General features: G+C 68.5%; 26 protein-coding genes. 15 read left to right on the top strand and 11 right to left on the bottom strand.

Annotated features, from left to right (window positions below; genetic code table 11):
- Positions 1 to 400: 400 nt before the first annotated feature.
- Together NG1_RS10965 and NG1_RS10960 are read right to left on the bottom strand one after the other, a co-directional pair.
- Positions 401 to 1,360, bottom strand: a complete 960-nt coding sequence (locus NG1_RS10965; RefSeq protein WP_062969919.1) for an SRPBCC family protein — start codon at positions 1,358 to 1,360, stop codon at positions 401 to 403.
- Positions 1,357 to 1,680, bottom strand: coding sequence for an ArsR/SmtB family transcription factor (locus tag NG1_RS10960; protein ID WP_062969918.1), 324 nt, complete (start codon positions 1,678 to 1,680; stop codon positions 1,357 to 1,359). The genes NG1_RS10965 and NG1_RS10960 overlap by 4 nt, the downstream gene beginning before the upstream one ends.
- Before the next feature lie 574 nt (positions 1,681 to 2,254).
- On the opposite strand from NG1_RS10960, the gene NG1_RS10955 reads away from it, so the two are divergent.
- From NG1_RS10955 to gatB, 6 genes are all read left to right on the top strand, one after another.
- Entirely contained in the window at positions 2,255 to 3,145 is an 891-nt protein-coding gene (locus NG1_RS10955) for a serine hydrolase (RefSeq protein WP_062969917.1), read from the top strand.
- Positions 3,146 to 3,227: 82 nt separating this feature from the next.
- On the top strand, positions 3,228 to 4,262 hold the full coding sequence (locus NG1_RS10950; RefSeq protein WP_062969957.1) for an ATP-dependent 6-phosphofructokinase: 1,035 nt from the start codon (positions 3,228 to 3,230) through the stop codon (positions 4,260 to 4,262).
- A gap of 62 nt (positions 4,263 to 4,324) precedes the next feature.
- Positions 4,325 to 4,582 carry a type II toxin-antitoxin system Phd/YefM family antitoxin gene (locus NG1_RS10945; protein ID WP_084498831.1) on the top strand — a complete coding sequence of 86 codons (258 nt, stop codon included), beginning with the start codon at positions 4,325 to 4,327 and terminating at the stop codon, positions 4,580 to 4,582.
- The gene (locus NG1_RS10940; RefSeq protein WP_062969916.1) at positions 4,572 to 4,979 is read left to right on the top strand and encodes a type II toxin-antitoxin system VapC family toxin; all 408 of its coding nucleotides are present in this window, start codon (positions 4,572 to 4,574) and stop codon (positions 4,977 to 4,979) included. Before NG1_RS10945 ends, NG1_RS10940 begins: the two co-directional genes overlap by 11 nt.
- 99 nt (positions 4,980 to 5,078) lie before the next feature.
- Positions 5,079 to 6,455 carry an alpha/beta hydrolase family protein gene (locus NG1_RS10935; RefSeq protein ID WP_062969915.1) on the top strand — a complete coding sequence of 459 codons (1,377 nt, stop codon included), beginning with the start codon at positions 5,079 to 5,081 and terminating at the stop codon, positions 6,453 to 6,455.
- A 64-nt stretch (positions 6,456 to 6,519) separates the two neighbouring features.
- Positions 6,520 to 8,025, top strand: coding sequence for an Asp-tRNA(Asn)/Glu-tRNA(Gln) amidotransferase subunit GatB (gatB, locus tag NG1_RS10930; protein WP_084498844.1), 1,506 nt, complete (start codon positions 6,520 to 6,522; stop codon positions 8,023 to 8,025).
- A 4-nt stretch (positions 8,026 to 8,029) separates the two neighbouring features.
- Here gatB and NG1_RS10925 read toward each other — a convergent pair whose 3' ends face one another.
- From NG1_RS10925 to NG1_RS10915, 3 genes are all read right to left on the bottom strand, one after another.
- Positions 8,030 to 8,968, bottom strand: coding sequence for an SMP-30/gluconolactonase/LRE family protein (locus tag NG1_RS10925; protein ID WP_062969913.1), 939 nt, complete (start codon positions 8,966 to 8,968; stop codon positions 8,030 to 8,032).
- A 65-nt stretch (positions 8,969 to 9,033) separates the two neighbouring features.
- Positions 9,034 to 9,597, bottom strand: a complete 564-nt coding sequence (locus tag NG1_RS10920; protein WP_062969912.1) for an NAD(P)-dependent oxidoreductase — start codon at positions 9,595 to 9,597, stop codon at positions 9,034 to 9,036.
- Positions 9,594 to 10,526, bottom strand: a complete 933-nt coding sequence (locus NG1_RS10915; protein WP_084498843.1) for an EamA family transporter — start codon at positions 10,524 to 10,526, stop codon at positions 9,594 to 9,596. Before NG1_RS10915 ends, NG1_RS10920 begins: the two co-directional genes overlap by 4 nt.
- Positions 10,527 to 10,604: 78 nt before the next feature.
- On the opposite strand from NG1_RS10915, the gene NG1_RS10910 reads away from it, so the two are divergent.
- Entirely contained in the window at positions 10,605 to 11,489 is an 885-nt protein-coding gene (locus NG1_RS10910; protein ID WP_062969911.1) for a LysR family transcriptional regulator, read from the top strand.
- A gap of 85 nt (positions 11,490 to 11,574) precedes the next feature.
- On the opposite strand, the gene NG1_RS10905 is transcribed toward NG1_RS10910, so the two are convergent.
- Positions 11,575 to 12,681 (bottom strand): PQQ-dependent sugar dehydrogenase, encoded by a 1,107-nt coding sequence (locus NG1_RS10905; RefSeq protein WP_062969910.1) that lies wholly within the window; start codon positions 12,679 to 12,681, stop codon positions 11,575 to 11,577.
- 118 nt (positions 12,682 to 12,799) lie between these two features.
- Between NG1_RS10905 and NG1_RS10900 the strand changes: the two genes are divergently transcribed.
- Complete coding sequence (locus NG1_RS10900) at positions 12,800 to 13,675, top strand: DoxX family protein (RefSeq protein WP_062969909.1); 876 nt, start codon at positions 12,800 to 12,802, stop codon at positions 13,673 to 13,675.
- A gap of 79 nt (positions 13,676 to 13,754) precedes the next feature.
- Here the strand turns inward: NG1_RS10900 and ilvD are convergent, their stop codons facing one another.
- Together ilvD and NG1_RS10890 are read right to left on the bottom strand one after the other, a co-directional pair.
- Positions 13,755 to 15,596 carry a dihydroxy-acid dehydratase gene (gene ilvD / locus NG1_RS10895; protein ID WP_062969908.1) on the bottom strand — a complete coding sequence of 614 codons (1,842 nt, stop codon included), beginning with the start codon at positions 15,594 to 15,596 and terminating at the stop codon, positions 13,755 to 13,757.
- Positions 15,597 to 15,918: 322 nt separating this feature from the next.
- A complete protein-coding gene (locus NG1_RS10890) occupies positions 15,919 to 16,491 on the bottom strand; it encodes a PH domain-containing protein (protein WP_063910314.1) in 573 nt (190 codons plus the stop codon).
- Between the two features lie 337 nt (positions 16,492 to 16,828).
- Here NG1_RS10890 and NG1_RS10885 point away from each other — a divergent pair, with 337 nt between their 5' ends.
- The 6 genes from NG1_RS10885 (at position 16,829) to NG1_RS10860 (ending at position 24,213) form a co-directional block, all read left to right on the top strand.
- The gene (locus NG1_RS10885) at positions 16,829 to 18,763 is read left to right on the top strand and encodes an acetolactate synthase large subunit (protein WP_062969907.1); all 1,935 of its coding nucleotides are present in this window, start codon (positions 16,829 to 16,831) and stop codon (positions 18,761 to 18,763) included.
- Complete coding sequence (gene ilvN / locus NG1_RS10880) at positions 18,760 to 19,263, top strand: acetolactate synthase small subunit (RefSeq protein WP_039799659.1); 504 nt, start codon at positions 18,760 to 18,762, stop codon at positions 19,261 to 19,263. Before NG1_RS10885 ends, ilvN begins: the two co-directional genes overlap by 4 nt.
- 229 nt (positions 19,264 to 19,492) lie before the next feature.
- Entirely contained in the window at positions 19,493 to 20,494 is a 1,002-nt protein-coding gene (gene ilvC / locus NG1_RS10875; RefSeq protein WP_174315411.1) for a ketol-acid reductoisomerase, read from the top strand.
- Between the two features lie 230 nt (positions 20,495 to 20,724).
- Positions 20,725 to 21,774 carry an acyl-CoA thioesterase gene (locus tag NG1_RS10870; RefSeq protein ID WP_063910313.1) on the top strand — a complete coding sequence of 350 codons (1,050 nt, stop codon included), beginning with the start codon at positions 20,725 to 20,727 and terminating at the stop codon, positions 21,772 to 21,774.
- Between the two features lie 21 nt (positions 21,775 to 21,795).
- Complete coding sequence (locus NG1_RS10865; RefSeq protein ID WP_062969906.1) at positions 21,796 to 22,680, top strand: AAA family ATPase; 885 nt, start codon at positions 21,796 to 21,798, stop codon at positions 22,678 to 22,680.
- Between the two features lie 108 nt (positions 22,681 to 22,788).
- The gene (locus tag NG1_RS10860; RefSeq protein ID WP_245659855.1) at positions 22,789 to 24,213 is read left to right on the top strand and encodes a vWA domain-containing protein; all 1,425 of its coding nucleotides are present in this window, start codon (positions 22,789 to 22,791) and stop codon (positions 24,211 to 24,213) included.
- Positions 24,214 to 24,234: 21 nt separating this feature from the next.
- Here NG1_RS10860 and NG1_RS10855 read toward each other — a convergent pair whose 3' ends face one another.
- Positions 24,235 to 24,843 (bottom strand): TetR/AcrR family transcriptional regulator, encoded by a 609-nt coding sequence (locus NG1_RS10855; RefSeq protein ID WP_062969905.1) that lies wholly within the window; start codon positions 24,841 to 24,843, stop codon positions 24,235 to 24,237.
- Positions 24,844 to 24,873: 30 nt separating this feature from the next.
- Here NG1_RS10855 and NG1_RS10850 point away from each other — a divergent pair, with 30 nt between their 5' ends.
- Positions 24,874 to 25,224, top strand: coding sequence for a DUF6463 family protein (locus tag NG1_RS10850; RefSeq protein WP_245659854.1), 351 nt, complete (start codon positions 24,874 to 24,876; stop codon positions 25,222 to 25,224).
- 89 nt (positions 25,225 to 25,313) lie between these two features.
- On the opposite strand, the gene NG1_RS37400 is transcribed toward NG1_RS10850, so the two are convergent.
- The gene (locus NG1_RS37400; RefSeq protein WP_169812345.1) at positions 25,314 to 25,670 is read right to left on the bottom strand and encodes a hypothetical protein; all 357 of its coding nucleotides are present in this window, start codon (positions 25,668 to 25,670) and stop codon (positions 25,314 to 25,316) included.
- Between the two features lie 557 nt (positions 25,671 to 26,227).
- Positions 26,228 to 26,842, bottom strand: a complete 615-nt coding sequence (locus NG1_RS10840; RefSeq protein ID WP_062969902.1) for a GNAT family N-acetyltransferase — start codon at positions 26,840 to 26,842, stop codon at positions 26,228 to 26,230.
- Positions 26,843 to 26,974: the final 132 nt, after the last annotated feature.

The raw sequence follows: 26,974 nt of genomic DNA, 5'->3' as shown, positions 1-26,974 counted from the left end.
CGTGCTGTACGGGACAGCTTTTCGTGCTCTCGGAGGCGGATTGCGGGGACTGTGGCGTGGACAAAGGGCATGACTCCAGAAGGGAAGGCGCTTCACCGACGCGTGCGGTCACGCGGTCGGTTCGCGCCGAGCAGGTGCATGTTTCGCGATGTGCTACGGGATCGTAAGCAGTTGGCACCCGGTGATGGGGTCGTTTGAGCCGCTCGATCAGTGAATGCGGAGCTATCCGCTGGGCACGCGGCGCGGTGATCGAGCCGCGGCGGCCGAATCCGGCCGGGGCGCGGCCGCCGGATCGCTTTGCCGAGAAGGCACCGGCCGCGCGAATCGCCCTTCGTGCGAGATGGATTCGCGGGCCGGTGACAGTCGGGGATGCGGTTGGAGGTTCAGGCGATGGGCCCGCTCATTCGCGGAGGTCCGCCGCGTACCGTTCGGCCAGCACGGCGACGCGGTCGGCGGGCCAAGGGCAACGGATGTCCCCTCGGGTGGCGGCGAAGAAGAGTTCCAGGTGTACCTGCCAGGCGGCCAGCAGTTCCGGCCGTAGCGCGGACAGTTTCGCGGGCAGGGTCTGGGTGAGCACCACCCGCACGCCCAGGTCGGAATCGGCTTCGAAGGCCCAGCGCACCGTGCCTGCGACGGCGCCGTCGTGCCGCCACCGGTACTCCATCGACCGGGGCGGCTCGACATCGAGCAGTTCGCCCGCCTCGACATGCGGGTTCGTCGCCCGGACGGGCGGGTGGGCGCCCACCGACGGAGTGTCCCGTTCGACGAGCAGCGACCACAAGCGGTCCAGCGGCTGCCACACCAGGTCGCGGGCGAACCGCAGCACGTAGCCGTCGGCGACCTCTTCGCAGTCACCCGTGTCGAGCCCGAAATCCGCGATGTAGCCCTCGATGTCGGCGAGCCAGGTCGCGTCCGGCTCGGTGTGCGCGCCGTCGAGTGCGGCCGTGAGGGCCGACAGGCAACGGTCCCAGCCGACCGCGGACCTCGCCGCGCCGAGTCGGGCCTCCGGTCCGCCGCCGAGGACGTGCGTGAAGATCAGCAGTGTCCCGTCGCCGTCGGCCACGAGTTCGAATCGCAGCACATCCCGGTTCCATCGGAACATGTAGACCTTGGGCGGATCGAATTCGAGCACCTCGCCGCCGGAGGTGCTATCGATCGTCTCGGGTGCGTCGGCGAAGGTGAAGCGCATCGCGGCGCCGGGCCGCGGTTCGGTCGTGACAGCAGCCGGGAACCAAGCGGCCATCTCGCCCGGGTCGCTGATCGCGCGCCACACCTTCTCCGGGGGATGGGCCAGCCTGCGTTCGAACCGCAGGGTGGGGGCGCCGTCGACGGTGCGCAGCTGTGCTCGGGAATCGGTCATGGTTGTCCTTCCTCGTCGGGTATGGCGTCGAGATGACGTTCCAGGGCGTCAAGGCTCGATTCCCACATCCGCCGGTACGGCGCGAGCCAGGCCTCGATCTCGGTCAGCGGTTCCGGCCGCAACCGGTACCAGCGGCGCTGCGCGTCCTGACGCACGTCCACCAGGCCCGCGCCCCGCAGGACCTTCAGGTGCTTGGAGACCGTGGGCTGAGCCAAGCGCAGCTCGGCGACCAAATCGCCGACCAGTCGTTCCCGTTCGCGCAACAGGTCGAGAATCTCCCGGCGGCGAGGCTCGGCCAGCGCCTCGAACGTAGATGCCATATCGGTAATATAGCCGAACTGGAATATAATCGCCATCCGGTACGAGCGCTCGCGTGGTGTGCGGGAAACGCGCGTGCCGGTAGTGGCGCACGCGGGTGGGTCCGAGGCGTCATCTCGTGAAGCCCGCCAAACGTGCTCCCCGAAGAATCGGACCAGCGAATCCCGCGTCTCGGCACCCGATAAATCCTGCGGTAATACTTCAATGCTATTGAGCTGGACCGGTGTGCGGCGCTCGGTTCGGCAGTGCGGGTGGCGGTCAGGAGTTTTCGGCGAACTGGGGCGTAATCAATTCATCTAGTACGTTCTCCGGGATAACGAGAAGCAGTTCTCGGGTGAGGTCGCGGCGAGCAGCGTCGCTGCCGACCCCGGCCGCTCGGCGACATCGGGCGGGTAGGTGGAGGTGTCCATGCTTGTTGACCACGCCGTCGTCACCTGGCGGGGCCACAAGGATCAGCCGACCCGTGGCCGCGCCCCCGCCGTCGCGGCCGACGGCCGGCGAGCCGGGCAAGTACGGTATCGGGACGCCGGACCAGTGGCGCGGCCCGGCGGAGCTCGCGAAAAGAATGTGTCGAGAATGTCTATTGATCTATTCCGCAGAACTCGAACCGTCCTGGGTTGTGCGGCGCTTGTCGTATCTCTGGTAGCCGGATGCGGAACCAACCGCGCGGAAGATCCGGCGTCGACCGAACCCAGCATCACCGAGGCCGCGGCGCGTACCGACCAGAAGGGCTTGTCGCTCATCGTGCCGGGCACGCTGGCCGCGAGCTACGCCGAACTGGCGGCGGGTGTGCGCGGGAAGCTCGGCATGGCCATCATGCCGGTCGGCGGCGAGCAGGTGGTCACCTTCGGCGAATGGACCAGTGGCCCGGCCTGGTCGACGATGAAGGTCCCGCTGACCATCGCCGCGCTCCGGCGCAGTTCGAGCAGCTCCAGCTACGCCGCGTCGGCGGCGATCACGCAGTCCGACAACGCCGCCGCCGACGCGCTCTGGCAGTCGCTGGGTAGCGCGCAGGAGGCGGCGCAGGCCGTGCAGGCGGTGTTGCGCGAGGGCGGTGACAACAGGACCGTCGTCCCCGCGACCCGTGCCCGCGCCGAGCATTCGGCCTTCGGGCAGGCGGAATGGTCGCTGACCGACCAGGTGCGGTTCGCCTCGCGGCTGCCCTGTCTGCCCCAGGCCGAGCGGGTGACCTCGCTGATGGAACAGGTCATAGCAAGCCAGCGCTGGGGTCTCGGCGAGTTCGGTGGCGCCGAGTTCAAGGGCGGCTGGGGGCCGGACACCTCGGGCGCCTATCTCGTGCGCCAGTTCGGGGTCATCGACATCCCCTCGGGCAAGATCGCGATCGCGATCGCGGTGCAGCCCGAGTCCGGATCGTTCAGCGACGGCATGAACATCCTGGACAAACTGGCCACGGTCGTCTCCGAGCATCTCGACGAGCTGGCCGGAGGGCGCTGCCCGGCCGCATGAGGCCATCCGTCCAGGTCAGTGTTACGCGCCGTTCACGGGGGCGGGGCTGCCGAGATCGGACATGAAGGGCAAGATAGCGGCCATGCGCATCGGAGTTCTGACCGGAGGCGGAGACTGCCCAGGACTGAACGCGGTCATCCGCGCCATCGTTCGTACCGCGAACGGCCGCTACGGAGACGCGATCGTCGGCTTCGAGGACGGTTGGCGCGGTCTATTGGAGGATCGCAAGATCCAGATCCGCAATGACGACCGCACCGACCGGATCCTCACCAAGGGCGGCACCATCCTCGGCACCGCTCGCACCAACCCCGACGTGCTGCGCGCAGGCCTGGGCCGGATCAAACAGACCCTGGACGACAACGGCATCGAAGCGCTGATCCCGATCGGCGGCGAGGGCACGCTGACGGCCGCGAGCTGGCTGTCCGACGAGGGCGTGCCGGTGGTCGGCGTGCCGAAGACCATCGACAACGACATCGACTGCACCGACGTCACTTTCGGCCACGACACCGCCCTGAACATCGCCACCGAGGCGATCGACCGGCTGCACACCACCGCCGAGTCGCACCAGCGCGTCATGCTCATCGAGGTGATGGGCCGGCACGCGGGCTGGATCGCGATCGGCGCGGGCATGGCGGCCGGCGCGCACCTGACTCTGGTGCCCGAGGTCCCGTTCGAGGTGGACGAGGTGTGCGCGATGATCAAGCGGCGCTTCCAGCGCGGCGACAAACACTTCATCTGCGTGGTCGCCGAGGGTTCGCACCCGGCGCCGGACTCCGGATTCACTCTGCGCGAGGGCGGTATCGACGAGTTCGGCCACGAGCGGTTCACCGGCGTCGCCCAGCAGCTGGGCGTGGAGATCGAGCGGCGCATCGGCAAAGAGGTCCGCACCACCGTGCTCGGCCACGTGCAGCGCGGCGGCAGCCCCACACCCTACGACCGAGTGCTGGCCACCCGCTTCGGCCTGCACGCGGCCGAGGCGGTGCACGCGGGCAAGTTCGGTCAGATGGTCGCGCTGCACGGCACCAGCATCGACCTGGTTCCGCTGTCGGAGGCCACCAAGCAGCTCAAGCGGGTGCCGCCGGAACGCCATCGTGAGGCGGAGGCGTTCTTCGGGTAAGACCCGTAGTTGCGGCCGGTCGAGTTATAGCCTCGTATAGCATGTGAGGCTATAATGGATTGGTGTCCAGAACGATAAGTCAAGCCGAGTTGCGCAACGGGAGTGCCGCGGTGATGGATGCGCTGGAAGCGGGGGAAGAATTCATCATCACTCGCAACGGACGTCCGGTGGGCGAGCTTCGGCCGGTGACGGCAGCACGTGAGGTCAACACCGCCGAGCTGAAACGACGGCTCGCCCGCTTTGCTCGTGCGGGATCCAGCGCCGAGGAGCGCGAGCAGGTGGACGCAATTTTCGGGGAAGATCGGCTCGATGACGAGTGAGCGAAGCGACTCGGGTCTCCTGGATACATGCGTACTGATCGATCTTGATGAGATTCCGGAAGATCAGCTTCCGGTCGTGTCGAAGATCAGCACCGTCACGCTTGCGGAGCTCGGTTTGGGGGTTGCCGTAGCCCCGGACGCTACCGTCAGGTTGTTGCGCACCGAACGTCTCCAAGAGTTCGAAAGCGCCTTTGACGCACTGCCTTTTACGCCAGAGGCGGCCCGCCGTTTCACTCTGATGGCTGGTTTGCTCACTGTTGGTGGCCGAAGTCCGAAACCGCGCAAGTTCGACCTGATGATCGGCGCAATCGCCTCAATACACGGCCTGCCGCTGTATACGCGTAACCCTAAGGACTTCTTCGGGCTCGAGCAGGTGCTGACTGTCGTTCCTGTGTGATCGCTCAACCAGCCTGTCTTCGACAGGGCGTTTACGTAAGGCGCCCGGTACGCGCACTGGTTCGGTTGCTGGGCGCAACGCATCGGTACCCTTACCTGCATGCGCAGTGGGCGACTGATCGCGTTGGCTCTGTTGGTCATCGCGGCATTGGTGGCAGGGTGTTCGGAGTCGAATCCGCCCGAGCCGACCACCGGTGACTGGCACGGCGCCATCGAGGTCCCCGGTCAGCCCCTGCAAGTCGGAGTGAGCTTCCGCGACGACGGAACGGCCACCATCGACATCCCCTTGCAGGGCGTGAGCGGCACGCAGCTGAAGGACGTCAGCACCGACCGCAACGGCGTGTCGTTCGCGATCCCCGATATCCCGGGCGACCCGGTGTTCCGTGGCGAGTACGAGTCCGGAAGCGACCGGATCACCGGCGATTTCACCCAGGCGGGCCAGAGCTTCCGGCTCACGCTGAGCCGAGGCAAGGTGACGCCGCCCGCTCGCCCACAGGAACCGAAGCCGCCGTTCCCGTACAAGACCGAGGACGTCACCTACCGCGACGGCGACATCACCATCGCGGGCACACTGACCGAACCGCAGGGTCCGGGCCCGTTCCCCGCCATCCTCATGATCTCCGGAAGCGGCCCCCAGGACCGCAACGAAGACCTCATGGGCCACAAGCCGTTCCTGCTGCTGGCCGACACCTTCACCCGCGCGGGCTACGCCGTGCTGCGCACCGACGACCGGGGCGTCGGCGGCACCGGCGGCAAACTGGACGACGCGAATTACGCAGAGCTGGCCGAGGACGCCGCCGCGGGTGTCCGCTTCCTGCGCGCCCGCCCCGATATCGACCCGGCCCGGGTCGGGCTCTTCGGGCACAGCGAAGGCGGCTACCTCGCACCGCTGGTCGCCGCGCGCCCCGACAGCGGCGTCGCGTTCGCCGTCCTGATGGCCGGGCCCGGCGTCCCCGGTGCGGATGTGCTCATCGAGCAGACCCGCTTGCTCGCCGCCGCGAACGGCACTCCTCCGGACCAGGTGGAGACCCGGGTACACGACACCACCGAACTGGCCGCCCTGCTGAAAGCGGGTGACCTGGACGGCGCTCGGCAATTGGCCATCCGGCAGAACCAGTCGCTGCCCGCCGACCAGCGCGTGCCCGACGACCAGGCGGCCGCGCAGATCACGCCGTATCTGGCCGCCCTGGTCGCCTACGATCCGGCGCCCGCCCTGGCCGCCCTGCGCGTTCCGGTGCTCGCGTTCTTCGGCGGCAAGGATCTCCAGGTGCCCCCGGCGCAGAGCGAGCAGCCGATGCGCGACCATCTCGCCGCCGACCCCGATGCGACCGTCCACGTCTTCCCGGGGCTCAACCACCTGATGCAGCCCACCGAGACCGGCCGTCCCAGCGAGTACAGCACCATCGAGACGACCATCGCCCCCGAGGTGCTCGACTACGTCACCGGCTGGCTGCGTCAGCGGGTCCCGGTGAAGTAACGCGCCGCCGCACGACGCGAGAGCCGCTGCGCTGCGGCGGGAGCGTTTACCTAAACTGATGGCCATGAGCGCACCCACGGTCGACCTGATGGATTACTCGGATGTCCTCGCCCGGTTCGAGCCGGTGCTCGGCATGGAGGTCCACGTCGAGCTGAACACCGCGACGAAGATGTTCTGCGGTTGCCCGACCGAGTTCGGCGCCGAGCCGAACACCCAGGTGTGCCCGGTGTGCCTCGGTCTGCCGGGTTCGCTGCCGGTGGTGAACCAGAAGGCCGTCGAGTCCGCGATCCGGATCGGGCTGGCGCTGAACTGTTCGATCACCCCGTGGGGCCGGTTCGCGCGCAAGAACTACTTCTACCCCGATCAGCCGAAGAACTATCAGATCAGCCAGTACGACGAGCCGATCGCCACGAACGGGCACCTGGACGTGCTGCTCGACGACGGCAGCACCTTCCGCGTGGACATCGAACGCGCGCACATGGAGGAGGACACCGGCAAGTCGGTGCACGTCGGCGGCGCGACCGGTCGCATCCACGGTGCCAGCCACTCCCTGCTGGACTACAACCGGGCGGGCGTGCCGTTGATCGAGATCGTCACCAAGCCGATCACCGGCGCGGGGGAGCGGGCGCCGGAGGTGGCGCGGGCCTACGTGACGGCGCTGCGGGATCTGCTGAAGTCGCTCGGCGTCTCCGACGTGAAGATGGAGCAGGGCTCGCTGCGCTGCGACGCGAACGTCTCCCTGATGCCGGTCGGCGCAACCGAATTCGGCACCCGCACCGAGACCAAGAACGTCAACTCGCTGCGCAGCGTCGAGGTCGCGGTGCGCTACGAGATGCGCAGGCAGGCGGCGGTGCTGGCGAGCGGCGGCACGATCGTGCAGGAGACCCGCCACTTCCACGAAACCGACGGCACCACCTCGCCCGGCCGCCGCAAGGAGACCGCCGAGGACTACCGCTACTTCCCCGAGCCCGACCTCGAGCCGGTCGCGCCCGACGCGGAGTGGGTGGAGCGGTTGCGCGACACCATCCCCGAGTACCCCTGGCTGCGCCGCGCGCGCATCCAGTCCGACTGGGGCCTGTCCGACGAGGTGATGCGCGACCTGGTCAACGCGGGTGCGCTGGACCTGATCATCGCCACCGTCGACGCGGGCGCCCCGGCCAACGAGGCGCGCTCCTGGTGGGTCGCCTACCTCACCGAGAAGGCCAAGGAGCGCGAGGTCGCGCTGGACGAGCTGCCGATCACCCCGGCCCAGGTCGCCGAGGTGATCAAGCTGGTCGACGCGAAGACGATCAACAACAAGGTGGCCAAGCAGGTCGTCGACCACGTGCTGGCCGGCGAGGGCGACCCGGTGCAGATCGTCGACGCCAAGGGCCTCGGCATGGTCAGCGACGACAGCGCCTTGCAGTCGGAGGTGGAGAAGGCCTTGGCCGCCAACCCCGACATCGCCGACAAGATCCGCTCCGGCAAGGTGCAGGCGGCGGGCAAGATCGTCGGCGACGTCATGAAGGCGACCCGGGGGCAGGCCGACGCGGCCCGCGTCCGGGAGCTCGTGCTCGCTGCTTGCAGCTGACTCTCTATCGGGGTCGATCGACCGCGACGGAGCTGTAGAGCGTGCTCGAGGTCGGCGGCGTGGTATAGCGGGCGTTCGGCAGGTACAGGTGTTCGCCGAACGCGGCGACGGTCGTCGGCACGTCGAATCGCGGGTCGGTGAGGCGCTGTTCGACCGTGCCCGTCGTGCCCGCGGGATCGAGCGCGACCACGGCGATCGCGTTGGACCGGTTCTGGACGACGAACAATGTGGTGCCGCACAACAGCAGTCCGTCGCCGTCGGGCAGCGACTCGGCGCCGAGATCGATCCGCCGCGTCGTACCGGTCGCCGGGTCGACACGGAACAACCGGCCGGTCACCGACTGCATGATGATCAGCCCGGTACCGTCCGGCGTGCGCACGATCCCGTTGGCGTTGATCGCTCCGGGCTCGTAGCGGATGTCGCCGGTCAGCGGGCGACGCACCACCGCCGTGGGTGGCGGCAGGGCAGCGTCGTCGCCGATGGGCAGGTGGTACAGCACGGGCGTCCGCGAGTCGGTGAACCACGCGCCCGCGGGCGTGAGTACAACGTCGTTGACGAACGTGTCCGGCGGCGTCGCGAGCCGGTAGTTCGCCTGCACCGCGCCGGTGCGGGTGTCGATGACGCGGGCGTCGCCTCCGGTGCCTCCGGCGACGAACAGCCGGTCGCGGTGGTCGATCCGCATACCCAGTGCCGGGGTGCCCGGCCCGGGGCTCAGGATGTCACCTCGACCGGTCACCAGGTCGGCGCGGTAGATGGAGCCGTCTGTCCGCGAACCGAAGTAGGCCACCGGTCGCGATCCGATCGCGATGCCCTCCGGCTGGAACCCGGCGGGCAGGTCGATCGCGGTGCGGACCGGGCGGTGTACCGCTGTTCGATCGGTGGATACCAGCGCAGTAGCGCCGAGGCAGGCCAGTGCGGCCGAGATCACGAGGACTCGCCTCATCCCATCGTCCCTCCGTCCCGGGGCCGCCGATCGCGGATGACGTCCGGCAGTCCCGGAGTCCGCGCTCAGTAGCCGACAGTGAAATGCCTGCTCTCACCTGGGTTCTCGAGTTCGTCCAGGACGGCCACGGCGAAGTCTTCCGCCGAGATCCGCGACGCGCCGTCGGCGCCGGTGATCAGGGTGGTGGTCCCGCGTCGATACTTGCCGGTGCGCTGTCCGGGTTCGAGGAGGGCGGGCGGGCTGAGATAGACCCAGTCGGCCGGATGCGCTCGGCAGGTTTCCCATTGCGTGACGCTGGCGGCGGCGATCGGGCGGATCGCGGGCGGTACGTACTCCGGACTGTCGAGGACCAGCCGATCGGGACGCTCCGGATTCCGGAGCGGGGCAGCGCCGCCGACCAGGAGGATGCGCGTCCGGGTAGCCGTGGCCGCGTCCAGCAGGGCGGTCGTCGTCGCCGCGACGGTGTGTTCCTGGCCGGGGCCCGGACGGGTCGCGGCCACGATCGCGTCGGTGCCGTGGAACAGGTCACCCATCCGGGCGGAGTCGTTCGCGTCGCCCTCGATCGCGGTCACCCCGGGAACGACGCGGGAGCCGACCATGCCGCTTGCTCCGATGACGGTGATCTTCATTTCAGTACCCCTTCGGGTGTCGAGACGATGTGGGTTGAGCGGCTGGGCGCGGGAAGCTGTCCCGCGACGATCGCGGCCAGCGCGAGCCCGAACCCGGCGACCTGGATCGGCCCGAGCGTCTGGCCGAGCAGTATCGCGCCGAGAACCGCGGCGACCAGCGGTGAGAGCAGGACGAGAACCGCGACCGAGGTGACCGGCAGTGTCCCGATCCCGCGGAACCAGAGGACATAGGCGAGAAGACCGCCGACCAGACCCAGCCAGAGGTAGCCGAGGGCAGCGGGCGGGTCGATCGCGGGAGGCGAACCCTCGACGAGGAACGTGAGCGGCAGCAGGAACAGGCCTCCCGCCGTGAGTTGCCAGCCTGCGAAAGCGGTGGGGCTCGCCTCGGCGGGCCGTCCCCACTTCTTCGTCAGCGTCAGGCCAAGCGCCATCGACGCCGCGGCGGCGAGGCCCGCCACGATCCCCGCGAGGTCGAGGGTCGCATGCGGCCCGATCACCACCATGCCGACGCCGACGACGCCTACCGCGCCCCAGGCCAGGCGCCACGCAGACGGGCTCTCGTGCAGGACCACCACGGCCAAGACGGCCACGACGAGCGGCTGGGCCGCCGCCAACGTCGCGGCCACCCCGCCCGGCAGGCGTTCGGCGGCGAGGAACAACAGCGGGAACAGCAGCCCGATGTTGAGCACGCCCAGCACCGCGGCTTTGCCCCACCAGGCTCCCCGCGGCAGGGTCCGCGTGAACGCCAGCGCGAGCACACCGGCGGGCAACGCGCGCAGGAGCCCTGCGAAAAGGGGGTGCCCCGGGGGAAGAAGCTCGGTGGTGACGACATATGTCGTGCCCCAGGACACGGGAGCGAGCGCCGTCAGGACGGTGCGAGGGAGACTTCCGTCTCTGCCGGAAACCCTCTGTGCTGCTGAACTTTCCACATTCGCAGTCTCGCCCGGAGTGATCAATGAGTCCAACACATGTTTGTCACTTCATCGATCTCGATACACGATTGATCCATGGAGCTTCAGCAGATGCGGTACGTGCTCGCCGTCGCCGAGACGAACAGCTTCACCCGGGCCGCCGAGCGATGCCTGGTCGTCCAGTCCGCGCTGAGTCACCAGATCGCGCGTTTGGAACGGGAATTGGGCGCGAGGCTCTTCGAGCGCACCAGCCGCCGGGTGCGATTGACTGCGGCCGGTGCGGCGTTTCTCCCGGCCGCCCGCCAATGCCTGGATGCCGCCGAGCGCGCGGCCGCCGAGGTCGCCGCGGCGGTCGGCGAGGTACGGGGAAGGCTCGCCGTCGGCCTGATCCCCACCGTCGCCGCGGTCGACATCCCGGAGGCGCTGCGTGATTTCCGGCAGCGATACCCGCACGTGCGCATCAGCCTGCGAGTGGGCGCGAGCGAGGAACTCGTCGAGCGAGTCACACAGGGAGCCCTCGACGTGGCTTTTCTCGGATTGCCCACCACTGCCCGGCCACGGGGTGTCGCCGCCCACGAACTCGCCCGTGACCGGCTCGTCGCCGTGGTCGCACCCGACCATCCCCTCGCCGGTGCGCCCACGGTCGATCTGCGCAGACTCTCCTCCGAGGTTTTCGTGGACCTTCCGGCCGGAACCGCTGGACGCCTCCAATCCGACCAGGCCTTCGCGGCCGCCGGCCTGGACCGCGACGTCGCCTTCGAAGTGACCAGCGCCGACTACATCGCTCGTCTCGTCCGCCCCGGCCTCGCCGTAGCCATGCTGCCGTCGGCCTACGCGCCGCAACTCGAGGGCGTGGTCACCATCGAGGTCTCCGACGCCCCGGCGCGCGTCGAATACATCATCTGGAGCCGCAGCCGCCCACCAGCGGCCACCGCCTTCCTCACTGTCCTCGGCATCCCGGTAGATCGTGACAACTCCTGAGAAGCGCCGAGGAATCGGGCTGCGTCCGATGGCCGTCCGAGTGGCCGTCGCGTCCGCGACGAAGTCGCGGCAGAACAAACACAGCTCAGTCCGGTCCGCCGCCTCCGGCCTGCGGTGGCGGGATGCGGACGACGCGGTCGTCGAACGGGCCGGGCTGGCCGTCGGTCTTGTTCACCGTGGTCACCCAGATGGTGCCGTCGGCGCCGACCGCCGCGCCGCCGAGCTGCCCGTACTTGTCCTGCGCCATCAGGGTCGGCGCCGCGGTGACCGCGTGGGTGTTGGGGTCAGCGGCGGCGATGGCGAGGGCCTTTGCGCGGGTCAGCGAGATCGCGACACCGTCGGTCGCCGCGGCGCAGCCCGCGACGCCGGGCCGGTCCGGCCAGGTCCACGTGGTCGTGACCACGCCGTCGTCGCCGAGCCGTTGGAGCCGGTCCTCGGCGGGGGTGCGGTCGGTGATCCAGATGCTGTCTTTGCTGTCCCGGCACACGTCCCCCGCGGTGCCGATGCCCGAGACGGCGATTTCCGGCGCGGGCGTACGGCCGGGCACCGGAGACTTCACGCGTAGCAGTTTGCCCGCGAGCGAGCCCGCCGAGGCCGCCGCGCCGGGGTTGCCCGCGTCGCCGGTCAGCACCAGCATCTGATCGGGCGCGGCGAAGTCGATCGCGCCGTGATTCCCGGTGGCGCCCTTCGGGATGCCGGTGAGAACGTCCTTGGGGGAGCCGCCTTCGGCGATGCGGACCACCCGGTTGTCGCTGCCGGTGGTGATGTAGGCGTACATCAGGCCGTCTTCGTGGTACGTGGGCGACAGCGCGATGTCGCTGAGGCCGCCGTCGCCGGAGCCGTCCACGTCCAGCTTGGCGATCTCGACCGGCGGCTGCTCCGGAGCCACCTTCATGATCCGCCCGGTCCTGCGCTCGGCCACCAGCGCGCCGTCGGCGAGCGCGACCAGGCCGCCGGTGGTGTCCAGGCAGGTGGCGACCACCGCCGGGTCCGGATCGATGCACGGGCCGCTCGGCCGGGTGGTCGAGGTGGGCGACTGGCTCGGTTTCTTCGGGTCGATGTTGGCTCCGTGCAGGGTCGGTTCCGGGGTGAACGGACTGGACGCCGAATCGTCGAACCGGGCGCACCCGACCAGCAGGACGGAGCCGAGCGCCAAGCTCGCCGCGACGCGGCCCACGACAACCAAACTCATAGCTCAGACGTTACGGAAATACCGTTGCCCGCGCCCCCTCCGGGTGCGTGTTGCGCGCACGCTGACACGCCGCGCGGTACTTGCCCGCCGTGGCACCGTGCGGCATAGGGTATTGGCCGTGACCGACAAGCCGAAAGACACGCCGGAATCCAAGGCCGGGGAGGCCACTGCCGCTACGGCCGAGCAGTCGGCGGTGTCGTCCACCGGTCGAGGGGTGACCAGCCCGTACGACTCGCCGACCGAGCAATTCGCGCGGGTGGATGAGGCCCAGCGTCCGCGGATGTCCAAGGACGTCCCGCGCACCGATGACGAACTCGGGCTCGACCCGGAGGTGCCGAGCACCGCCGAGAGCAAAGGCGCCGGGGGCAAGGGGTCCACCTACGAGTACGCCAGTATCCCGCCCGCCCCCACTCCGCCGAACGACACCGGCCGCCTGCGCAGGCGCACCGGCGAGACCAGGCGCGGCACACTCGATCTCGGTTTGTTGCTGTTGCGCTGGGTGGTCGGCGGCACCTTCCTCTACCACGGTTTGCAGAAGCTCACCGGTTGGTTCCACGGCCCCGGCCTGGACGGCACCCGCGACATGATGGAGCGCGGCGGCTGGGATCACCCGAGCGTGTCCGCCATGCTGGTCACGGCGGGCGAGGTGGGCGGCGGCGCGCTGCTGATCCTCGGGCTGGCCACCCCGCTGGCCGCGGGCGCGGTGCTCGCGGTGATTCTCGACGCGTGGGCCTGGAAGCAGGGGATGGCTCCGGGGTTCCAGTACAAAGCCGGGCCGGGTGCTGTGGAGTTGGAAAGCATCCTCGCCGGCGCCGCCGCCGCGATCATCCTGACCGGTCCGGGCCGCTTGTCCTTCGACCGCAACCGGGGTTGGGCCGTTCGCCCCGCCGCAGGGTCCTTCGTCGTCCTCCTCCTCGCCGTGGCGGCCGCGGTCGGCGCCTACTGGTACCTGCACGGTGGCAACCCGCTCACCGGCATCGGCCCCTTCGACTGAGTCCGCACGAACAAAGGCCCCTTCGCCCCGCAATGGGACGAGGGGGCCTTCGCGTTCGGTAGGCCGCGAGACGCGGGAGTTACGGCACGTGCCGCACGGCGCCCTTGTCCGCGGAGGTGGCCATGGCGGCGTAGGCGCGCAGCGCGGTCGTCACCGGACGATCGCGGTTGACCGGCTGCCAGGGCCGTTCGGAGGCTTCCATCTTCGCGCGGCGCTCGGCGAGGACGGCGTCGTCGACGAGGACCTCGAGCGTGCGGGTGGCCACGTCGATGCGGATCTGGTCGCCGTTCTCCACCAGGCCGATGACACCGCCGCTGGCCGCCTCGGGCGAGATGTGCCCGATCGACAGGCCCGAGGTGCCGCCGGAGAACCGGCCGTCGGTGATCAGCGCGCACTGCTTGCCGAGCCCGGAACCCTTCAGGAACGCGGTCGGGTGCAGCATCTCCTGCATGCCCGGGCCGCCCGCGGGGCCTTCGTAGCGGACCACGATCACGTCGCCGGGCTTGATCTTCTTGCCGAGGATGACCGACACGGCCTCCTCCTGCGAGTCCACCACCACCGCGGGCCCCTGGAAGGTGAACAGTTCCTCATCGATGCCCGCGGTCTTGAGCACCGCGCCGTCGGGCGCGATGTTGCCGCGCAGCACGACGAGGCCGCCTTCGGTGGTGTAAGCGTGCTCGAGGTCGCGGATGCAGCCACCCTCGGCATCGGTGTCCAGCGACGACCAGCGGTTGTCGGTGGAGAACGGCTCGGTGGTGCGCACCCCGCCCGGCGCGGCGTGGAACAGTTCGACGGCTTCCTGGGAAGCCTTGCCGGAACGGATGTCCCAGGTGTCGAGCCACTCGTCGAAGCTCGCGGTGTGCACGGTGGTGACGTCGGTCTCCAGCAGGCCCGCGCGGCGCAATTCGCCGAGGATGGCGGGGATGCCGCCCGCGCGGTGCACGTCCTCCATGTGGTAGTCGGAGTTCGGCGACACCTTCGACAGGGTGGGCACCCGGCGGCTGGTCTCCTCGATGGTGTGCAGATCGAAGTCGATCTCACCTTCCTGCGCGGCGGCCAGGGTGTGCAGCACGGTGTTGGTCGAGCCGCCCATCGCGACGTCCAGCGCCATCGCGTTGCGGAAAGCCTTGGCGTTGGCGACGTTGCGCGGCAGCACGGACGCGTCGTCCTCGCGGTACCAGCGGTTGGCGATGTCGACCACAACGGTGCCGGCCCGCTCGAACAGCGCGCGGCGCGCGGCATGCGTGGCGAGGGTGGAGCCGTTGCCGGGCAGCGCGAGACCGAGCGCCTCGGTGAGGCAGTTCATCGAGTTCGCGGTGAACATGCCCGAGCACGAGCCGCAGGTCGGGCACGCCGACCGCTCCACCTCCGACAGCCCCTCCTCCGACACCGCCTGATTAGCGCTCGCGGAGATCGCCGTGATCAGGTCGGTGGGCGCCTGCGCGACGCCGTCGACGACCACCGCCTTGCCCGCCTCCATCGGCCCGCCGGAGACGAACACCGCCGGAATGTTCAGCCGCATGGCCGCATTGAGCATGCCCGGGGTGATCTTGTCGCAGTTGGAGATGCAGACCAGCGCGTCGGCGGTGTGCGCGTTCACCATGTACTCGACGGAGTCGGCGATGATCTCGCGCGAGGGCAGCGAGTAGAGCATGCCGCCGTGGCCCATGGCGATGCCGTCGTCGACGGCGATGGTGTGGAATTCGCGCGGCACGCCGCCTGCGGCGCGCACCGCGTCGGCCACGATGTCGCCGACGTTCTTCAGGTGCACGTGACCGGGCACGAACTGGGTGTAGGAGTTCGCGATGGCGACGATCGGCTTGCCGAAGTCGGTGTCGGTCATGCCGGTGGCGCGCCAGAGTGCGCGTGCGCCTGCGGCATTGCGGCCGATGGTCGTGGTTCGTGAACGAAGCGGTGGCATGTGGATGGTCCTCGGGTCGCGGGGGCTGACGTGCGACGGCAGAGCCTGCTCGGCGGTCCACCACGTTACTCCCGGTGGGCGTGCCCACCGGTTGGTGGTTGCGCCGGGCGCGGCGGCCATGGCTGTCAGCCGGATCGGGGTTTGTCGCTGTGCGTGGTGTCGCAGGCGACGACGGGTCGCCGGAGGTGCCGGACCGTCGAGGGGTGGGGACGAGAAGGAGGATCACTGCTCCGGAGAAATCATCCCATCACTCGGCCGCAACAACCTAACCGCGGTGGATGTTCCGCGCATCGCTCGAGCCGGTCGGGGACACGACCGACTTCTAACGCGTGTCTTCGACGGTGGCGTCCTCGCCGGACTTCGCGACCCCGTCGGTCGGCGCGCTGTCCTCGCCGCTCGGGTCCGCGTCGTGCCCGCTCGTTTCGGCGGGGCCTTCGGTCGCGGGCTCCGCGAACGGGTCCGGAATCCGTCCGCCGGAGAACGCCGCCAGATCGCGCAGCCGGTCGTAGCTCACCGCGGGCAACTTCACCTCGGTGCCATCGGTCAGATCGGCGCGCACGTATCCGCGCTTGGGGATGCGCACACCCTTCACCCGCGCCCAGTCGAGGTGGCGGGAACCGAACAGCGTCCGCAGGTCCAGCCCCGCGTCCGAGACGCTGGTCTGCGTGCGCAGCACCCACGCCAGCACGGCGACGGGGACGAGCAGCAGCCACCACAGTCCGGCGGGCCAGCCGACGAACGGGAAGAACACGCACATCAGCAGGATGAACACGCCCAGGAAGGCCAGCCGTGGGATGCGGATCACACGGGCGTCGGAGGCGCTACCCGTATCCGTTGCCGCCGCGGGCGTGTGGGACGATTCAGAAGGTGGCACGGACTGATGCGGTGATGACACACCACCATCCTCGCATCCTGGTGAACGGACACAAGCAACCGCACTGTCCCACATAATGGGACGCACGGGGTCATCTGTTTGACTCTTCGGTTCACACCCGCTTAACGTCGTGCGCGTGAATCGAAACGAGTTGCTCGTAATCGGCCGGCGCGTCCAGCGTTGAGCCTGACACACTGAGTCGAATACGTCAGCTCGCGTTGCGACGCGCCACCCTCGAACAGCCCTGTGCTGTCGGGGGCTTTTTTGTGTTCGGACTAACCTCCAGCATGGCGAAGCGCAAGACACCGCTGGCACAAAAATCCGGGGTCAGAACGACAACCAGTAAGGAACGAAGACGGTGAGCGCACCTACCGCACGGCCCGGGCCTTCCGCCCGTAGGCCAGTGCCTTCGGCGAATCAGCAGGCCACGCCCGCTGCCAACGCGATCTCCGCGGCCAACCGCCGTCCGGTCCCGCCCGAGCGGGTCACCGGCGCGCAGTCGGTCGTCCGGTCGCTCGAGGAGCTGGGCGTCGACACCGTATTCGGCATTCCGGGTGGCGCGATTCTCCCGGTGTACGACCCGCTGTTCGATTCCACCAAGGTGCGCCACGTCCTGGTCCGGCACGAGCAGGGCGCCGGTCACGCGGCCACCGGTTACGCGCAGGCGACCGGCAAGGTCGGTGTGTGTATGGCCACATCCGGCCCCGGCGCCACCAACCTGGTGACCCCGATCGCCGACGCGCAGATGGACTCGGTCCCGATCGTGGCCATCACCGGCCAGGTCGGCCGGAGCCTGATCGGCACCGACGCGTTCCAGGAAGCCGACATCTCCGGCATCACCATGCCGATCACCAAGCACAACTTCCTGATCACCGACGGCATCGACATCCCGCGCATCATCGCCGAGGCGTTCTACCTCGCCGCGTCCGGCCGCCCGGGCGCCGTGCTCGTCGACATCCCCAAGGACGTGTTGCAGGCGCAGACCACCTTCAGCTGGCCCCCGGAGATGCGGCTGCCCGGCTACCGTCCGGTCACCAAGCCGCACGGCAAGCAGGTGCGCGAGGCCGCGCGGATGATCATGGAGGCCAAGGCCCCCGTGCTCTACGTCGGCGGCGGTGTGATCAAGGCCGACGCCTCGGCCGAGCTGCTGCAACTGGCCGAGCTGACCGGCATCCCCGTGGTCACCACGCTGATGGCGCGCGGCGCGTTCCCCGACAGCCACACACTGAACATGGGCATGCCCGGCATGCACGGCACCGTGGGCGCCGTCGCCGCGTTGCAGCGCTCGGACCTGCTGATCACTCTCGGCGCGCGGTTCGACGACCGCGTCACCGGCCAGCTGGACTCCTTCGCGCCGGGCGCCAAGGTCATCCACGCCGACATCGACCCGGCCGAGATCGGCAAGAACCGGCACGCCGACGTCCCGATCGTGGGCGACTGCCGCGAGGTGATCGTCGAGCTCATCGAGACGCTGAAGGCGGATCCCGCCGCGGGTGACGCGCTGCCGCTGGCGCTGGCCGACTGGTGGACCTACCTCGACGGCGTGCGCGACTCCTACCCGCTGGGCTGGACCCCGCCCGCCGATGGGTCGCTGTCGCCGGAGTTCGTCATCGAGGCGCTCGGCCGTCTGGCCGGACCCGACGCGATCTACTGCGCGGGCGTGGGCCAGCATCAGATGTGGGCCGCCCAGTTCATCAAGTACGAGAAGCCGCGCACCTGGCTGAACTCCGGTGGCCTCGGCACCATGGGCTACGCCGTCCCGGCGGCCATGGGCGCCAAGATGGGCGCGCCGGACAAAGAGGTGTGGGCGGTCGACGGTGACGGCTGCTTCCAGATGACCAACCAGGAGCTGGCCACCTGCGCCGTCGAGGGCGTCCCGATCAAGGTCGCGCTGATCAACAACGGCAACCTCGGCATGGTGCGCCAGTGGCAGACGCTCTTCTACCAGGAGCGCTACTCCAACACCGACCTGGGCACGCACTCGCTGCGCATCCCCGACTTCGTGAAGCTCGCCGAAGCCCTCGGCTGCCACGGCATCCGGGTGGAGCGCGAGGAGGACGTGGAGGCCGCCATCCGCGAGGCGCAGTCCATCACCGACCGCCCCGTGGTGATCGACTTCATCGTCGGCAAGGACGCCCAGGTGTGGCCGATGGTCGCGGCGGGCACCAGCAACGACGAGATCATGGCCGCGCGCGGCATCCGCCCGCTGTTCGACGAGGACGAGCAGGCCGCCGAGCCGGCGGTCATCCACGCGGCGATGTCGCAGGAACAGAACAAGGTGAACAACGGATGAGTACCACGCATACCCTCAGCGTTCTCGTCGAGGACAAACCGGGCGTGCTGGCCAGGGTCGCGGCGCTGTTCTCCCGCCGTGGCTTCAATATCGAATCCCTGGCGGTCGGCGGCACCGAACTGCCCGAGATCTCGCGCATGACCATCGTCGTCACCGTCGAGGACCTGCCGCTCGAGCAGGTCACCAAGCAGCTCAACAAGCTGGTGAACGTCATCAAGATCGTGGAGCAGGACTCCGACAGCTCGGTGGCCCGCGAACTGATCCTGGTGAAGGTGCGCGCCGACGCCAGTGTGCGGACCCAGGTGATCGAGGCGGTCGGGCTGTTCCGCGCGAAGGTCATCGACGTGTCGCCGGACGCGCTCACCGTCGAGGCGACCGGAACCCGGTCCAAGCTCGACGCGCTGCTGCGGATGCTCGAACCGTATGGCATCCGGGAGATCGTGCAGTCCGGTGTCGTCGCGGTGGGACGTGGACCGAAGTCCATCACCGCCACTCGATGAGGTAGCGAGCGGCACACCGATGGGGCCGACCGGCCGACGGCGGCCACGCGCTAGTCTTTCTGCGATCGACGGTTGGCGTGCCGCCCTCCCCGCCTACGCGGGAATGATCCCCTCCCGCTGCTGCGGGGGTTGATCCGATCCAGAACAACGAAAATCAACACCGGCGCAAGCACGGTGTGCCCCGCCTCGCGCGGGGATGATCCCGGAAGGAACCACAGTGGCAGTCGAGATGTTCTACGACGACGATGCCGACCTGTCGATCATCCAGGGCCGCAAGGTCGCTGTCATCGGCTACGGCAGCCAGGGTCACGCGCACTCGCTGAGCCTGCGCGACTCGGGCGTCGAGGTCCGCGTCGGTCTGGCCGAGGGTTCGAAGTCGCGTCCGAAGGCCGAGGAGGCCGGCCTGACCGTCGGCACGCCCGCGGAGGTCTCGGAGTGGGCGGACCTCATCATGGTGCTGGCGCCGGACACCGCGCAGGCGTCGATCTTCGCAGGCGACATCGAGCCGAACCTGAAGGACGGCGACGCGCTGTTCTTCGGCCACGGCCTCAACATCCACTTCGGCCTGATCAAGCCGCCCGCCAACGTCACCATCGGCATGGTGGCGCCGAAGGGCCCCGGTCACCTGGTGCGTCGTCAGTTCGTCGACGGCAAGGGCGTTCCGGCTCTGATCGCGATCGACCAGGACCCGAAGGGCGAGGGCCAGGCGCTGGCGCTGTCCTACGCCAAGGGCATCGGCGGCACCCGCGCGGGCGTCATCAAGACCACCTTCAAGGAAGAGACCGAGACCGACCTGTTCGGTGAGCAGGCCGTGCTGTGCGGTGGCACCGAGGAACTGGTCAAGACCGGTTTCGAGGTCATGGTCGAGGCCGGTTACGCGCCGGAGATGGCCTACTTCGAGGTGCTGCACGAGCTGAAGCTGATCGTCGACCTGATGTACGAGGGCGGCATCGCGCGGATGAACTACTCGGTGTCCGACACCGCCGAGTTCGGTGGTTACCTGTCGGGCCCGCGGGTCATCGACGCCGACACCAAGAAGCGCATGCAGGACATCCTCAAGGACATCCAGGACGGCAGCTTCGTCAAGCGTCTGGTCGCCAACGTCGAGGGCGGCAACAAGGAGCTCGAGGCGCTGCGCAAGCAGAACGCCGAGCACCCGATCGAGGTCACCGGCGCCAAGCTGCGCGGCCTGATGAGCTGGGTCGATCGTCCGATCACCGAAACCGCCTGACACATCTCCTGATTCACGGGTGGCCCGCTCCGGATTCCGGAGCGGGCCACCCGCGTCTTCGCCGTGCGCGTTGCTCATCGATCGCCGAAGACTATTCGCGGGTCGGCTGATGCGGTCGTTTCGCATGGCTGGCGATTCGTTACTCGCTCGTACCGATGCCGGGGCCTAAGGTTCTCCCGGACAACGAGGTCAGGTAGCCGAAGATTCTCTGACCGAACGGATGGTGAGCCTTGCCCAACCCGACCGATACCGACCCTCGCGCGACCGTCTCGCATCCGGCCCCGGCCGGTCGGCGTCCCGAGGCGATCCACCGCTTTCTCGTTCAACCCGCCGACGCGGGCATCGTGGGGTCGGTCGACGGCGGCAAGCTCCTCGAGTGGATCGACAAGGTCGCCTACGCGGCGGCGGCCCAGTGGAGCGGTCGATACTGCGTCACCGCCTACGTCGGGAACATCCATCTCGACCGGCCCATCGCGGTCGGTGAGCTGGTCGAACTGCATGCCAATCTGGTCCACACCGGCCGCACCAGCATGCACATCCTCGTCACGGTCTATTCGACCGATCCCACCCGGGTGAAGCCGGTGCAGTCGGCGCAATGCCTGACGATCTTCGTCGCGGTGGACGACGATCGGCGCACCGTCGAAGTCCCGCAATGGAATCCGACAACGCTGCTCGAATCGCAGCGGCACCGGCAGGCCCGGGCCCGCGTCTCGGTGCGCAAGCACATCGAGGAGGCGATGGCCGCGCAGCGCTACACCTCCGCGGGCACCGCGCCGAGCGCCACGCTGCGTTTCCTCGCCGCGCCTTCGGACATCAACTGGGGCGGCAAGGTTCACGGTGGCCGCACCATGCGGTGGATCGACGAGGCCGCGTACGTGTGCGGCGCGGACTGGGCCGGGCAGCGCGTCCTCACCTCCTACTTCGGCGGGATCCGTTTCTATCGGCCGATCGTGATCGGCCATGTCGTCGAGGTCACCGCGCGACTGATCCACACCGGCCCGCGCAGCATGCACGTCAGCGTGCACGTCACCTCCACCGACACCCATTCCGACGAACCCGCGCTGGCGGCGCACGGCCTCGCCGTGGTCGTCGCGATCGACGACGACGGAAAGGCGCGAGCCGTGCGGCAGTGGGAGCCGGTCTCCGAGGAGGATCGGGCGCTCGACGCGCACGCCCGGCACCTGATCGAGCTGCGGTCGCTGGTCGAACCGTTCACCACGGCAGGCGCCGTGCCGTCCGACGCCGAGCCCAGTCATTTCCGGATACCGACACCGAGCTGACCCCGGCTAGACTAGTTACCGATGAGTAAGTTCTTCGCGTCGGTGGACGAGGTGACCGAGCGCCTCACCGAGGCCGGGTATCTCCCGTCCCTCGATATCGCCACCGCCGTGTTCCTCGCCGGCCACCTCGGCAAGCCCCTGCTGGTCGAGGGTCCGGCGGGCGTCGGCAAGACCGAGCTGGCCAAGGCCGTCGCCACCGCGACCACCTCCGACCTGGTGCGCTTGCAGTGTTACGAGGGCATCGACGAGGCCCGCGCGCTCTACGAGTGGAATCACGCCAAGCAACTGCTCCGCATCACCGCCACAGACGACGAAGGCTGGGACAGTACCCGCGACCACGTCTTCACCGAAGAGTTCCTCCTCGCCCGCCCGTTGCTGGCCGCCATCCGCAACCCGCGTCCCACGGTGCTGCTCATCGACGAACTCGACAAGGCCGACGTCGAGCTGGAAGGGCTGCTGCTGGAGGTGCTCGGCGACTACCAGGTGAGCATCCCCGAACTCGGCACCGTCACCGCGGTGCGCAAGCCGTTCGTCATCGTGACGTCCAACGCCCACCGCGAACTGTCCGAAGCGCTCAAGCGCCGCTGCCTCTATCTGCACATCGATTACCCGACGGCGGAGCTGGAACGGGCTATCGTGCGGATGCGGGTTCCGGAGCTGGACGAGGCGCTGGGGGAGCCGGTGGTCGGCGTGGTCGGCGCGTTGCGTCAGCTGTCGTTGCGGAAGGCGCCTTCTATCGCCGAGACAGTCGACTGGGCGAAGACATTGGTCGCGTTGGGTGCGCGCAACCTGAGTGGAAGCGTTGTCCGCTCGACGCTCGGTGTGCTCTTGAAGTACCAGTCCGACCATCGTCTGGCGATCGAGCGGCTCGGGCTCGATATGGATGCCGACCGAGGAGGGCGGTGAGATGAAGTTCGGGCTCTGTCGGGTCGTTTCTGCGCCGGTCGACGTCGTATCTCGTGTGCCGGGGGCCGTCGCACACGTTGCGGTAGGAATCGGTTGCCGGAGTCGGGCATGAGACTCGCTGAAGGCCGCGCCCGTGAGGCGGGTCGCGACCTCTCCGACTCGATGACCGATCGACTCGTCGAATTCGTCGAGCTACTCCGCGATCACGGCATCAACGCAGGGCCGAGTGAGACCATCGATGCCGCGGAGGCGATGCTTGCCCTCGGAATCGACGATCGCAATCGCCTGCGCTCCGGCATGGCCGCCTGCCTGCTACGCCGCAATGGTCAACGCGCTGTGTTCGATCAGCTCTTCGACCTCTATTTCTTGACCGCTCAGCAGCCGCAGCCCGTTGATCCGTCGACGACCGAATCCATCGAAGCCCTGCGTGATCGCCTCGTCTCCGCACTGGCACAGGACGATTCGGAGTCGGTCGCCGAGCTGGCCCGCCGAGCACTGACCGAACTCGGCGCCTACGGCGGGGCCGGAACCGGGCAGTCCTCCGCACCGGTCACCACCGCATCCGGCGCGGGCTGGTCCTCCTACCTGACCATGAAAGCCCTACGCCCGGAAGAACTCATCGATCGCATCGTCGCGGGCATGAACGGCTCCTCCCAACTCGACACCACCGTCCACACCATCGAAGCCGATCGCCGCCTCGCCCAATTCCGCACCGCCGTCCAGACCGAGGCCCGGCTGCGTTCGGCGCAACTGCGCGGCACCGAATACATCGCCCGCCGCGGCGTCGAATCCAGCACCGACCAGATCGATTTCCTCGGCGCCCGCGAACAAGACCTCGCCGAAATGCGCCGCCTCGTGCACCCTTTGGCCCGCAAACTCGCCACCCGCCTAGCCGTCCGCCGCCGCAAAGCCGTGCGCGGCCGAATCGACCTGCGCCGCACCCTGCGCCGCTCCATGGCCACCGGGGGCGTCCCCATCGACCCGGTCCTGCGCGCCCGCAAACACGGCCGCCCCGACCTGGTCGTCCTCGCCGACATCTCCGGCTCGGTCACCGGCTTCGCCGAATTCACCCTGCACCTCATCCAGGCCCTGCAAGACCAGTTCAGCAGGGTCCGCAGCTTCGGCTTCGTCGACACCTGCGACGAGATCACCCACTTCTTCACCCCCGGCGAGCCACCGACCCCCGGCACCGCCGCGCGAATCATCCGCTCCACCAGAGTCGCCCGCTTCGGCAGCTCCAACTACGGCGAAGCGTTCCAAGGATTCCTCGACAACTACGCCGACGCCCTCGGGCCGCGCACATCCGTACTCATCCTCGGTGACGGGCGAACCAATCGCACGGACCCGAATCTCGCTGCGGTGCAAACCATTGTCGACCGCGCGAAACACACCTACTGGCTGAATCCGGAGCCGTCGCGGTCCTGGTCGACGGGGGATTCCGCCGCCCACGTGTACGCGGACTGTGTGACGATGCACGAGTGCCGGAACGTCAAGCAGCTGGCCGAGGTCATCGCGCGGCTGCTGCCGGCGTGACTCGGCCGCCGGAATGGCGCCTCAGCGGGATGCCCGTTCACTGCCCGCCGGGCGCAACTTGTGGACCACGGCGGCCGTCGCGGTGGCGATGACGTCATCGACCCAGTCCGGAATGGGCGCCGCGCCCGCGATGTACTCGCGAACGAGCCCGTAGGGAATAGCTTTGACGGCAGCCACCGCGATCGCCATGCGATGCTCGTCGGCTTCGCCGAACTCCGCCGCGACGGCGGCGCGTAGCGCGTCGTTCATGCGGTCGTTGACCGTGGCGATGTCGGCGCGCAACTCGGCAGAGCCCACCTCGAGCAGTTCCTCACGCCGGAACATCTTCATCGCACGAGCTTCGGTGGGATGTGCACGGCAGTATCGCGGCAGGTGCATCGCGGCGGCGAGCAGCGGGTCGGCTCCCGACAGCGCGGCGATGAATCCGGTGTGGAAGCGCTGGATCGAGCGCAGCCACAGTCGTGCGAGCAACTCTTCGCGGGAGGCGAAGCGCACGTAGATCGATCCGGTGTGGACGCCGGAGGCAGCGCTGATCGCGGCGATGGTCGGCCTGGTCGTCGCCGGATCGGCGAGCAAGTCGCGCGCGGCATCCAGGATCTGGTCATCGGTGAATCGCCGGGGTCTTGCCATGGGGAAGAGCTTAGGGCAATGTTTAGGAATATGGATTCAAAAACTCCTTTGCCGGTGACGGGCAGTCTGCTCGCGTTCATCGGATCGGCGCATACCGCACTCGGCGTCGTCATCTGGGCGACCGGCCGAGAGCAGACCGAACTCGCCTTCTGGTTCACCGCGTTCGGAGTCGCCGCCGTCGGCTTCGGTATCGCCGTGATCGAGACGGAGCGAACGCGCGGCTACGTTCCAGCGCCGATCCTCGCCGCGATCGCTGTGCTCACCGCCTTCGGCATCGCATTCGAGCCGGTCTCCGGGTTTCTCACCGTCCTGCTGCCGCTGGCCATCGGTGTCCGCGGATGGTTACGCCATCGCCGCATCGCCACGGTTCCGGCAGGGTAAGTCCGGCCCCGCGCACCGGAGGCGAGCCGACTCCGTATCCGCCGCCGCGAGCCCGACCGAAATCGCTGTCGCGACCGGCTAGAGGTCGACTACGAGCCGACGCCGCCGATGTCGGGTCGACCTCGGCCGAGCACGCCGCGCTGGATTGCGCCGCCCGTGGTCGGAACACCTCGGTCGTGGACTTCGGTTCCGCTGGGGCGCAGGAAGGTCCCGGCGGCGAGGGCCACCGCGGCGCCGACCGCCGGGTATATGAGGGCATCGGCGTGCCGGTACCAGAAGGTGGCGTAGCGGCTGTCGGTGGTGTCGCACAGGTCATCGATCGACCGGGTATTCGTTGTCTGGTCGACACAGATCCCGACGTAGATCGGTTGCGCGGTGTCGGTGGTCGGCGTGGTCGAGGGGGTCCGAGAAGTGGTCGTCACCGGTGGGGTAGTGGTGGTGGTCACCGGCGAAGTGGTGCGAGCCGGAGGCTTCGAGGTGGTGGTATAGACCGTGGTGACGATCGGGCGGGGAGCGGCGGTGCCACCAGCCCCGCACCCACTCGACACAAGCGTCATGGCCACCAGGGCGGGCAATGTGTACGAGACACGGCGCGACGCCATGACCCGCTTCTGCCGACGATCGCAGCCCGACGTGCCGCTCATGCATCCCCTCCCGGGTCCATACGAACCACTGTCACGAACCGCCCGATGCTAGCAACGCGCCGGCGCGCGCACCGTCGATCCACGGTTCGTGAAATGCCAATTGCCAGAATGTTTTTCCCCCTCGATCCCCGGATTCGTTCCGATATCGAAGTACGCACTGAACAACCGGGAGAACTCATCAACACGGAGTGCGTGACGATGCGCGCGTGCCGGAACGCTATGCAGTTGACCGAGGTCATCGCGCGGTTGCGGCCGACGTAGAGCCGCAGAACTTCGCACCGTAATTCGCGAATTCCTCTGGCCGGTGTTCACCGCCACCCGCGACCCATGCGGTCAGACGGCTTACTCCTTGTCGGCGATCAGTCGGTTGCGCCCCTCCGAGCTCGCTCGAGACCACGCATCAGCACATCGAATCGCGGGGCCTCCGGCCAGCTCGGTCGCAAGGTGCCGACGCGGTACCACCCCCACCGACGATAGTTGTCATACGCACGGTGATTATCCGGGCGGACCAGCAGTGTCGCGCGCTGCTCGGGCCGTCCCGCGAGCAATTGGTCGTGCAGGGCCCGCGCGATACCCCTCCCGGTGAATTGCTTGCGCACCATGATCTCGCTGAAGGCGAATGTGCGCGAACCGTTCTCGGCGGTGAACGCCGCGTGGTCGCCTTCGTCGAGCCGCAGCCCGTCCCACCACGCGGTCTCGGCGGTGAGCGGCCAACCCCACGCCTGCCCACAGAGTTCGCCGTCGAGACGAGCGATCACCAACTCGAACGCACCGGCGCGGGCGGGGTCGGTATAGGCATCGAATCGGTGCATGAACGCCTCGGGCGACTCGAACTCCTCACCGGACTCGATCGCATCGACGTAGGAGTCTCGGAAGATCAGCTCGACTTCGTCGCGCAGTTCGCGAGCCTGTGCGGCGGTGTAGTGCTGAAAGTTGACGCCATCCACCGGCAACGCGGAATGCCCAGAGCTCATACGGTGATCGTCCTTCCTTCCAGATCATCGAATCGCGTCGAGAACTCCTCGGACCGGCCTTCCGTCGCTACCCGTACGGGTTCGAGTAGCCGCAGCGTTCGAGTAGAGGACACTGTCCTAATCGGCTGCGAG

Source organism: Nocardia gamkensis NBRC 108242 (assembly GCF_001612985.1).
Taxonomy (GTDB): Bacteria; Actinomycetota; Actinomycetes; order Mycobacteriales; family Mycobacteriaceae; genus Nocardia; species Nocardia gamkensis.
Note: the sequence above shows the minus strand (reverse complement) of the source record. Positions and strands in the feature narration are given on the sequence as shown.

Excerpts from the sequence above, each read along its gene's own strand:
- NG1_RS10965 (WP_062969919.1), bottom strand. The coding sequence starts at position 1,360 with ATGACCGATTCCCGAGCACAGCTGCGCACCGTCGACGGCGCCCCCACC.
- NG1_RS10960 (WP_062969918.1), bottom strand. The coding sequence starts at position 1,680 with ATGGCATCTACGTTCGAGGCGCTGGCCGAGCCTCGCCGCCGGGAGATT.
- NG1_RS10955 (WP_062969917.1), top strand. The coding sequence starts at position 2,255 with ATGTCTATTGATCTATTCCGCAGAACTCGAACCGTCCTGGGTTGTGCG.
- NG1_RS10950 (WP_062969957.1), top strand. The coding sequence starts at position 3,228 with ATGCGCATCGGAGTTCTGACCGGAGGCGGAGACTGCCCAGGACTGAAC.
- NG1_RS10940 (WP_062969916.1), top strand. The coding sequence starts at position 4,572 with ATGACGAGTGAGCGAAGCGACTCGGGTCTCCTGGATACATGCGTACTG.
- NG1_RS10935 (WP_062969915.1), top strand. The coding sequence starts at position 5,079 with ATGCGCAGTGGGCGACTGATCGCGTTGGCTCTGTTGGTCATCGCGGCA.
- gatB (WP_084498844.1), top strand. The coding sequence starts at position 6,520 with ATGAGCGCACCCACGGTCGACCTGATGGATTACTCGGATGTCCTCGCC.
- NG1_RS10925 (WP_062969913.1), bottom strand. The coding sequence starts at position 8,968 with ATGAGGCGAGTCCTCGTGATCTCGGCCGCACTGGCCTGCCTCGGCGCT.
- NG1_RS10920 (WP_062969912.1), bottom strand. The coding sequence starts at position 9,597 with ATGAAGATCACCGTCATCGGAGCAAGCGGCATGGTCGGCTCCCGCGTC.
- NG1_RS10910 (WP_062969911.1), top strand. The coding sequence starts at position 10,605 with ATGGAGCTTCAGCAGATGCGGTACGTGCTCGCCGTCGCCGAGACGAAC.
- NG1_RS10905 (WP_062969910.1), bottom strand. The coding sequence starts at position 12,681 with ATGAGTTTGGTTGTCGTGGGCCGCGTCGCGGCGAGCTTGGCGCTCGGC.
- ilvD (WP_062969908.1), bottom strand. The coding sequence starts at position 15,596 with ATGCCACCGCTTCGTTCACGAACCACGACCATCGGCCGCAATGCCGCA.
- ilvN (WP_039799659.1), top strand. The coding sequence starts at position 18,760 with ATGAGTACCACGCATACCCTCAGCGTTCTCGTCGAGGACAAACCGGGC.
- ilvC (WP_174315411.1), top strand. The coding sequence starts at position 19,493 with ATGTTCTACGACGACGATGCCGACCTGTCGATCATCCAGGGCCGCAAG.
- NG1_RS10865 (WP_062969906.1), top strand. The coding sequence starts at position 21,796 with ATGAGTAAGTTCTTCGCGTCGGTGGACGAGGTGACCGAGCGCCTCACC.
- NG1_RS10860 (WP_245659855.1), top strand. The coding sequence starts at position 22,789 with ATGAGACTCGCTGAAGGCCGCGCCCGTGAGGCGGGTCGCGACCTCTCC.
- NG1_RS10855 (WP_062969905.1), bottom strand. The coding sequence starts at position 24,843 with ATGGCAAGACCCCGGCGATTCACCGATGACCAGATCCTGGATGCCGCG.
- NG1_RS10850 (WP_245659854.1), top strand. The coding sequence starts at position 24,874 with ATGGATTCAAAAACTCCTTTGCCGGTGACGGGCAGTCTGCTCGCGTTC.
- NG1_RS10840 (WP_062969902.1), bottom strand. The coding sequence starts at position 26,842 with ATGAGCTCTGGGCATTCCGCGTTGCCGGTGGATGGCGTCAACTTTCAG.